General features: G+C 63.1%; 3 protein-coding genes and 1 pseudogene. 3 read left to right on the forward strand and 1 reads right to left on the reverse strand.

Annotated features, from left to right (window positions below; genetic code table 11):
* The first annotated feature begins 62 nt into the window (after positions 1-62).
* Positions 63-1,760 carry a choline dehydrogenase gene (gene betA / locus BJQ17_RS24785; RefSeq protein WP_047603594.1) on the forward strand — a complete coding sequence of 566 codons (1,698 nt, stop codon included), beginning with the start codon at positions 63-65 and terminating at the stop codon, positions 1,758-1,760.
* Positions 1,761-1,802: 42 nt separating this feature from the next.
* Here betA and BJQ17_RS24790 read toward each other — a convergent pair whose 3' ends face one another.
* Complete coding sequence (locus BJQ17_RS24790) at positions 1,803-3,953, reverse strand: dermonecrotic toxin domain-containing protein (protein ID WP_070096795.1); 2,151 nt, start codon at positions 3,951-3,953, stop codon at positions 1,803-1,805.
* Between the two features lie 177 nt (positions 3,954-4,130).
* On the opposite strand from BJQ17_RS24790, the gene BJQ17_RS24795 reads away from it, so the two are divergent.
* Together BJQ17_RS24795 and BJQ17_RS24800 are read left to right on the forward strand one after the other, a co-directional pair.
* The gene (locus BJQ17_RS24795) at positions 4,131-5,873 is read left to right on the forward strand and encodes a potassium/proton antiporter (RefSeq protein ID WP_003249176.1); all 1,743 of its coding nucleotides are present in this window, start codon (positions 4,131-4,133) and stop codon (positions 5,871-5,873) included.
* Positions 5,874-5,908: 35 nt separating this feature from the next.
* Positions 5,909-7,868 (forward strand): annotated as a pseudogene (locus BJQ17_RS24800) (mechanosensitive channel MscK); the annotation flags it as partial.

The raw sequence follows: 7,868 nt of genomic DNA on the forward strand, positions 1-7,868 counted from the left end.
GCCCGTGCCACCGCGCACGGGCGTACCCGCTCCCCGATCACCGCCAACACGAGGGTACTTTCATGTCCCAAGAATTCGATTACATCATCGTCGGTGCCGGCTCGGCCGGTAACACCCTGGCGACCCGCCTGACCGAAGATGCCGGCGTCACCGTATTGCTGCTGGAAGCCGGTGGTCCCGACTACCGCTTCGACTTCCGCACCCAGATGCCAGCCGCCCTGGCCTTCCCGCTGCAAGGCCGCCGCTACAACTGGGCCTACGAGACCGACCCGGAACCTTACATGGACGGCCGCCGCATGGAATGTGGCCGTGGCAAGGGCCTGGGTGGCTCGTCGCTGATCAACGGCATGTGCTACATCCGCGGCAACGCCATGGACTTCGACGGCTGGGCAGAACTGCCAGGCCTGGACGACTGGACCTACCTCGACTGCCTGCCGTACTTCCGCAAAGCCGAAACCCGTGATATCGGCCCTAACGACTACCACGGCGGTGACGGCCCGGTCAGTGTGGCCACGCCAAAGGCTGGCAACAACCCGCTGTTCCACGCCATGGTTGAAGCAGGTGTGCAGGCCGGTTACCCGCGTACCGAAGACCTCAACGGCTACCAACAGGAAGGCTTCGGCCCGATGGACCGTTCGGTGACCAAGAACGGCCGCCGCTCCAGCACCGCCCGTGGCTACCTGGACCAGGCCAAGAAACGCCCGAACCTGACCATCGTCACCCACGCCCTGACCGACCGCGTGCTGTTCGACGGCAAGCGCGCCGTAGGCGTAACCTACCTGGTCGGCGACAGCGAAGAACGCGTTGAAGCCCGCGCCCGCAAGGAAGTGATCGTCAGCTCTGGCGCCATCGCTTCGCCGCAGCTGCTGCAGCGCTCCGGCGTCGGCCCGCGCGCCCTGCTGGAAAGCCTCGACATCCCGGTTGTGCACGACCTTCCGGGCGTTGGTGAAAACCTTCAGGACCACCTGGAGCTGTACCTGCAGTACGCCTGCACCCAGCCGGTATCGCTGTACCCATCGCTGCTGTGGTGGAACCAGCCGGCCATCGGTGCCGAGTGGTTGTTCAATGGCACCGGCATCGGCGCCAGCAACCAGTTCGAGGCCGGTGGTTTCATTCGTACCCGCCCGGAGTTCAAGTGGCCGAACATCCAGTACCACTTCCTGCCGGTTGCGATTAACTACAACGGCTCCAATGGCGTGAAGGAACATGGCTTCCAGGCGCACATGGGCTCCATGCGCTCGCCTGCCCGTGGCCGCATCCAGGCCAAGTCGAAAGACCCGCGCCAGCACCCGAGCATCCTGTTCAACTACATGTCCACCGAGCAGGACTGGCAGGAATTCCGTGACGGCATTCGCCTGACCCGTGAAATCATGGCCCAGCCGGCGCTGGACCCGTACCGTGGCCGCGAAATCAGCCCAGGCGCCGACGTGCAAACCGACGAACAGCTGGACAAGTTCATCCGCGAGCACGCCGAAACTGCCTTCCACCCGTCCTGCTCGTGCAAGATGGGCACCGACGACATGGCGGTGGTCGACGGCGAAGGCCGCGTGCACGGCATGAAGGGCCTGCGCGTGGTCGATGCCTCGATCATGCCGCTGATCATCACCGGCAACCTCAACGCCACCACGATCATGATCGCCGAGAAGATTTCGGACAAGATCCGTGGCCGCAAGCCACTGCCGCGCAGCACTGCCAAGTACTACGTGGCGGGCGATGCGCCAGTGAAAGGCAAGCCGATGCGTGAAGTGAAGCAGGGCTGAGGCCTTGATCAGGGGCCGCTCAGCGGCCCCTTTCACGTGCGCTCAGGAGGGCAGCGCAAAGAATGTGCGCATCAACGAATCATCCTCCGTGCCCAGCCGCATCGCCAGTGCCTGGCGATCGAACAGCTTGCCTGTGCGCATATCACGCACTGCCTTCCCGCTTGGCGCCTGCGCCAGCGCCTTCAGGCACACCTCGGTAAAGCGATAATTGTGCCCTTGAACGGCCGTCACCTTTTCCACTTGCAGGTAGCGCCCGGGCATCATCAAAGACTCCGCCTCATCCGGTCGCCTTGAGAAGGGCCCGATAGGCGTCGCCTGCATATCCTCGCCCGGCTCCAACACATAAACCAACGCGTTTTCATCAAAAACATCCCTGCCACTGATTTGAGCCTGCGGGTCGTTGAAAACCTCCCAGAGGGCATAGGGGTTTTCAGTGAATGACGTGAAGTCGGTGGTCACCAGCACGTCACCCACTTCAACGGCGCCCTCACCAACTGCCTGAAAACCCGTGCCCCGCAGGCTGGAGGCAGCCCGATACAGCCTCACTTGATTAGTCACGCCGATTTGCCCAAGTGCGTGAGAAAGCGCATGGCTGCGCTGGATATGCGCGGCGCGCGTGCCCTCTAGCGGCATACCCCGCCACAGGTTGTTGTAACGCTCCGGCGAGCTGGTGTACTCGGCAATGGCGGGCGAGCCAAAGCCGTGCTCATCGCGAAAGACGGGGTAGGGTTCACTGAAGGCATCCAGATACTCGCCATTGGGCCCCAAGGCATCGAGATCAGCCCACGGTACCGCGCCCAACAGAGCTTGCTGGCGGGCCAGCGCCTGATCCGACACCGCCAGCAATTCATCCGCCGCCGGGGCCATGTAAAGCCCCCAGTCGACCTTGGCGGCAGAGGCTTGCGCCTGGCCAGCCACCCGCGGGGGGACGTGGCCATCAGTAAACAGCTCGCTGGCTCGCAGCATGGCTATATCAAGCAGGATGAACAGGATATCCGTCAGTACTGACCACCATGCTGCTGTGCGCCAGCCCTGCTTGCCATTGATTGCCCGGTCCAGATGCAGCGCCAGGCTGGCGGTGCCTAGACCGAGCGATGCCAATATCACTGGCCAGCCAAACGGCGCCATCGGTGCTATCACGAAGCTCGCCGCTTGCACGCCCGCCAGCCACTCGGCCTTTCGCAGCTGGGCATTGGTGGTCAGCCGTTCGTGAGCATCGCGGGTCAGATCATCCATCACCGCATCACGTAGACGAACGAACAGGTCCCCTTCAATGGACTGCCCCAAGATGGCGGTGTCACCTCGCGACTGTGCGAGCAACTTGAAGTAATTGCGTAGTCGCGGGCGTAGCGACTGCGCCAGTACCCCGTCCCCGACGAACAGCCTGACCAGCCGCTCTCGCCCCACCGTCGTGGCGGCCTGGTCAGCCATCCACTCCTGAAACGCATGACGATCGTCGAACACCTGCACCACAGCCTGAACATCGGCAAGATAGAGGCACAACCTGCCAGTCTTCAGCTTGCGCAAGAACATCAGCTTGGCGCTGATACTGCCAATGACAAGCGCGTTCCACCCAGATTGAGCACTCGCTTGCCGGGCGAGTCGCAAGGCTTTTACGGTAGTCGGCAGTGCGGGTGCAGCGAGCGTCACCCCCATTAGCTCCTGGCGCTCATGTTCGCTCAACCCAGATTGGCCCACAGCAGCCATGAAGCGGGCACGGGCCAGCACACAGTAGTCTTCGCCATGCCGTGCTCGAAACGTGCCCAGCGCCTCGGTGTAGCGCCCTGCAAAGTCCAACCGCCAGAACGCCGTCAGTACTTGCTGAGGGTCGAGCCGCACTTCGTTGCGTTCGTCGTAAACTGCGTGGCTGGCATCCACCCGGTAGAAGCCACCATAAATACTCAACTCGTCAGCACTGGCCTGCTGCTGCGGGCTAAATCGCTGGATGACCAGTTCGGTAAGGCTCAAAGAGCGTCGTGGCGGCCCACTGTGGCGCCAGCCGGTGAAGCTCAACGAACTGCTGGCCGCCGACTGGAACTCGTGCCAATAGAGCCCGTCCGGATCCAGCCAGTACCCCAGTTGGCGGCGAAGCACATGGCCCGCCGCCTGGCGCGCCAAACTGTGCAAATCAGGAAATTGCCCGAGCAGGCGCTGGGCCACCTGGGCGAGAGAAATGGTTTCTTTGACATTCATGTCACTTGGCTGCCTGACAGTGGGCAAACCATTACAGCCGCAAGCCGCAGCGACGATGCGGTATCGCTTTACAGCCTGCGTCGGCCTCAGGTTAGAATCGATTGGCACGCGACCTGCTAGCTTTTGCTGGAAAATGCGCTACCACGTCCCTTCCCCGCTGTCTCGGAGTACCTGCCTTTGGATGCAAGCACCATCAACAGCCTGTTCCTGATCGGCGCATTGCTGGTGGGTGCAAGTATCCTGGTCAGCTCGCTATCGTCGCGCCTGGGCATCCCTATTCTGGTCATCATCCTCGCCGTCGGCATGGTCGCCGGTGTCGATGGTGGCGGCATCATCTTCAACAATTACCCAACCGCCTACCTGGTGGGCAACCTGGCACTGGCCGTCATCCTGCTTGACGGTGGCCTGCGTACGCGGGTGGCAAGCTTCCGCGTGGCGCTGTGGCCGGCGCTGTCGCTGGCCACGGTCGGGGTGATGATCACCACCGCCCTCACCGGCCTGGTTGCCGCCTGGCTGTTCAACCTGAGCCTGATTCAGGGCTTGCTGATCGGTGCGATCGTCGGCTCCACCGACGCCGCTGCAGTGTTCTCGCTGCTCGGCGGCAAAGGCCTGAACGAGCGGGTTACGGCTACCCTCGAGATCGAGTCGGGCAGCAACGACCCGATGGCGGTGTTCCTCACTGTCACCTTGATCGACATGATTGCCAGCGGCCAGACCGGGCTGCACTGGGGCCTGCTGGGCCACTTGTTGCGTGAGTTCGGTATCGGCGGGCTGCTGGGCTTGGGCGGTGGCTGGCTGATGCTGCAACTGGTCAACCGCATCAACCTGGCCGGCGGCCTTTACCCCATTCTGGTAGTGGCCGGTGGCCTGGTGGTGTTCTCGCTGACCAACGCCCTGCATGGTAGCGGTTTCCTCGCCGTTTACCTGTGCGGCCTGGTGCTGGGCAACAAGCCTATCCGCAGCCGCCACGGCATCCTGCACATGCTCGACGGCATGGCCTGGCTGGCGCAGATCGGCATGTTCCTGGTGCTGGGGTTGCTGGTCACGCCGCACGACCTGCTGCCCATCGCCCTGCCGGCACTGGGCCTGGCGCTGTGGATGATCCTGGTGGCGCGGCCACTGTCGGTGGTCGCGGCCCTGCTGCCGTTCAAGGCTTTTCACGGCCGCGAAAAGGGCTTCATTTCGTGGGTCGGCCTGCGCGGCGCGGTACCGATCATTCTGGCGGTGTTCCCGCTGATGGCGGGCCTGCCAGACGCCCAGCTGTTCTTCAACCTGGCGTTCTTCATCGTGCTGGTGTCACTGCTGGTGCAGGGCACCAGCCTACCGTGGATGGCCAAGCTGCTGAAAGTGACCGTACCGCCAGACCCGGCGCCGATTTCCCGCTCCGCCCTGGAAGTGCACATCACCAGCGAGTGGGAAATGTTCGTCTACCGCCTGGGCGCCGAAAAGTGGTGCATCGGTGCCGCCCTGCGCGAGCTGAAAATGCCCGAAGGCACACGGATTGCCGCGCTGTTCCGTGGCGAGCAACTGCTGCACCCGTCGGGCAGCACCGTGCTGGAAGTGGGCGACATGCTCTGCGTGATCGGCCACGAGCACAACCTGCCGGCCCTCGGCAAATTGTTCAGCCAAGCGCCACAGCGTGGCCTGGACCTGCGTTTCTTCGGCGACTTCGTGCTCGAAGGCGATGCCGAACTGGGGGCGGTGGCAGCGTTGTATGGCCTGAAGCTCGATGGCCTCGACGCGAAAATGCCGCTGGCGCAGTTCATCCGACAGAAGGTCGGAGGCGCTCCAGTAGTGGGGGACCAGGTCGAATGGCATGGCACGATCTGGACCGTGGCGACCATGGACGGGAACAAGATCCAGAAAGTAGGCGTCAGATTCCCCGAAGGAACGCGACCCGGACCAGGATTGTTCCTCTAAACTTCGTTTCAGCCGGATCCACAAGTAGTCTGCCTATGTCCCTGCGCGTGTACCTTCGCACAGCCCTGCTCGGGTTGTGCCTGTCCCTTTCTTTTGCCGCTAGCGCGGCAGAAGCCCCGACCACCGCCAGTATCCAGAACAGCCTCGACAAGATCGCCGAGCGCAAGCTGCCCGAGGCAGACCAGAAGGCGCTGCAGCAGGTGCTCGAACAAACGTTGAGCCTGCTTGCTGCCAAGGAAGACAACGAAAAGAAACTGGCTGCACTCAAGCAGCAGCTGAGCAGTGCCCCCAAGGAGACCAGCGACAGCCAGAAGGAGTTGGCCAGGCTCAAGGAAACCAAGGCACAACCGGTGGCACAGCGCTACGCCAACCTCACCGTGCCACAGCTTGAACAGATGCTCAGCGAACGCAACACGCTGCAGGGCGAGCTGCAAAAGGCGTTGTCTGACGCCAACAGCCTGATCATCAACTCGCAAACCCGCCCCGAGCGTGCCCAGGCGGAGATCAGCAGCAGCCAGACCCGCACCCAGCAGATCAACAACATACTCAAAACCGGCAAGGACGGTGGCAAAGCCATCAATGCCGACCAGCGCAATCAGCTCAACGCCGAGTTGGCCTCGCTCAACGCGCTGACCCTGCTGCGCCGCCAGGAACTGGCCGGCAACAGCCTGCTGCAAGACCTCGGCAATGCGCGTCACGACCTGCTGGTCGAGCGCGCTGCGCGCCTGGAGCAGGAAATCCAGGACCTGCAGACGCTGATCAACGCCAAACGCCTGGCCCAGTCCCAGGAAGCCGTCACCCAGCAGTCGATTGAGGCTCAGAAGGCCGGCGGCAGCAGCCTGCTGGCCACTGAAAGCGCGATCAACCTCAAGCTTTCCGACTACCTGCTCAAGAGCACCGACCGCCTTAACGAACTGACCCAGCAGAACCTGCGCACCAAGCAGCAACTCGACAGCCTGACCCAGGCCGACCAGGCGCTTGACGAGCAGATCAACGTGCTCAAGGGAAGCCTGCTGCTGTCGAAGATTCTCTACAAGCAGAAGCAGACCCTGCCGCACCTGAAGGTCGACCGCGACCTGGCCGACCAGATCGCCGACACCCGCCTGTACCAGTTCGAAGTCAACCAGCAGCGCGAGCAGATGAGCAGCCCGGTCACCTACGTCGACAAGCTGCTGGCGGCGCAACCGCAGGAAGATGTGACCCCGCAGCTGCGCAAGGCCCTGCTGGAAGTGGCCATCACCCGCAGCGACCTGTTGGAGCGGCTGAACCGCGAGCTGTCGGCGCTGCTCAACGAATCGATCACCCTGCAGCTCAACCAGAAGCAGCTACTGGGCACCGCGCAGAGCCTGCGCACCACCCTCGACGAGCAAATGTTCTGGATCCCCAGCAACAAGCCGCTGGACTGGGACTGGCTGCAATACGTGCCGGAGCGCCTGGCCGACCAGGTCGCCAACCTGCCGTGGGGCTCCAGCCTGAAAGAGCTGGCCGATGGCCTGAGCCAGCGCCCGTTGCTGTTCCTGCCGCTGCTGTTGGTGATCGGCGCGTTGTTGTGGCGGCGCAAATACCTTTACCAACGATTAGGCAAAGTGCACCAGGATATCGGCCACTTCCGCCGTGACAGCCAATGGCACACGCCCCAGGCAATCCTAATCAACATTCTGCTGGCGATGCCGGTCAGCCTTGGTCTGGCGCTGTGCAGCTACGCCCTGCAGATCGACGCCCGCGGGCAGAATGCCAACCTGGGCGCCGCACTCTGGCAGCTGGCCCAGGCCTGGCTGGTGTTCTACACCGCCTACCGTATCCTCGCACCCGGTGGCGTGGCGGAAGTCCACTTCCGCTGGCACAAACCGCAGGTCGAGTTCCTGCGCGGCTGGGTTCGCCGCCTGGGCACCGTGGTGCTGGCACTGGTCGGCGTGGTGGCGGTGGCCGAGCACCAGCCTTCGGCATTGGCAGACGACGTGTTGGGCATCGGCGTGGTGCTGACCTGCTATGCGC

The sequence above is a fragment of the Pseudomonas sp. NBRC 111139 genome, from assembly GCF_001753955.1.
Taxonomy (GTDB): domain Bacteria; phylum Pseudomonadota; class Gammaproteobacteria; order Pseudomonadales; family Pseudomonadaceae; genus Aquipseudomonas; species Aquipseudomonas alloputida.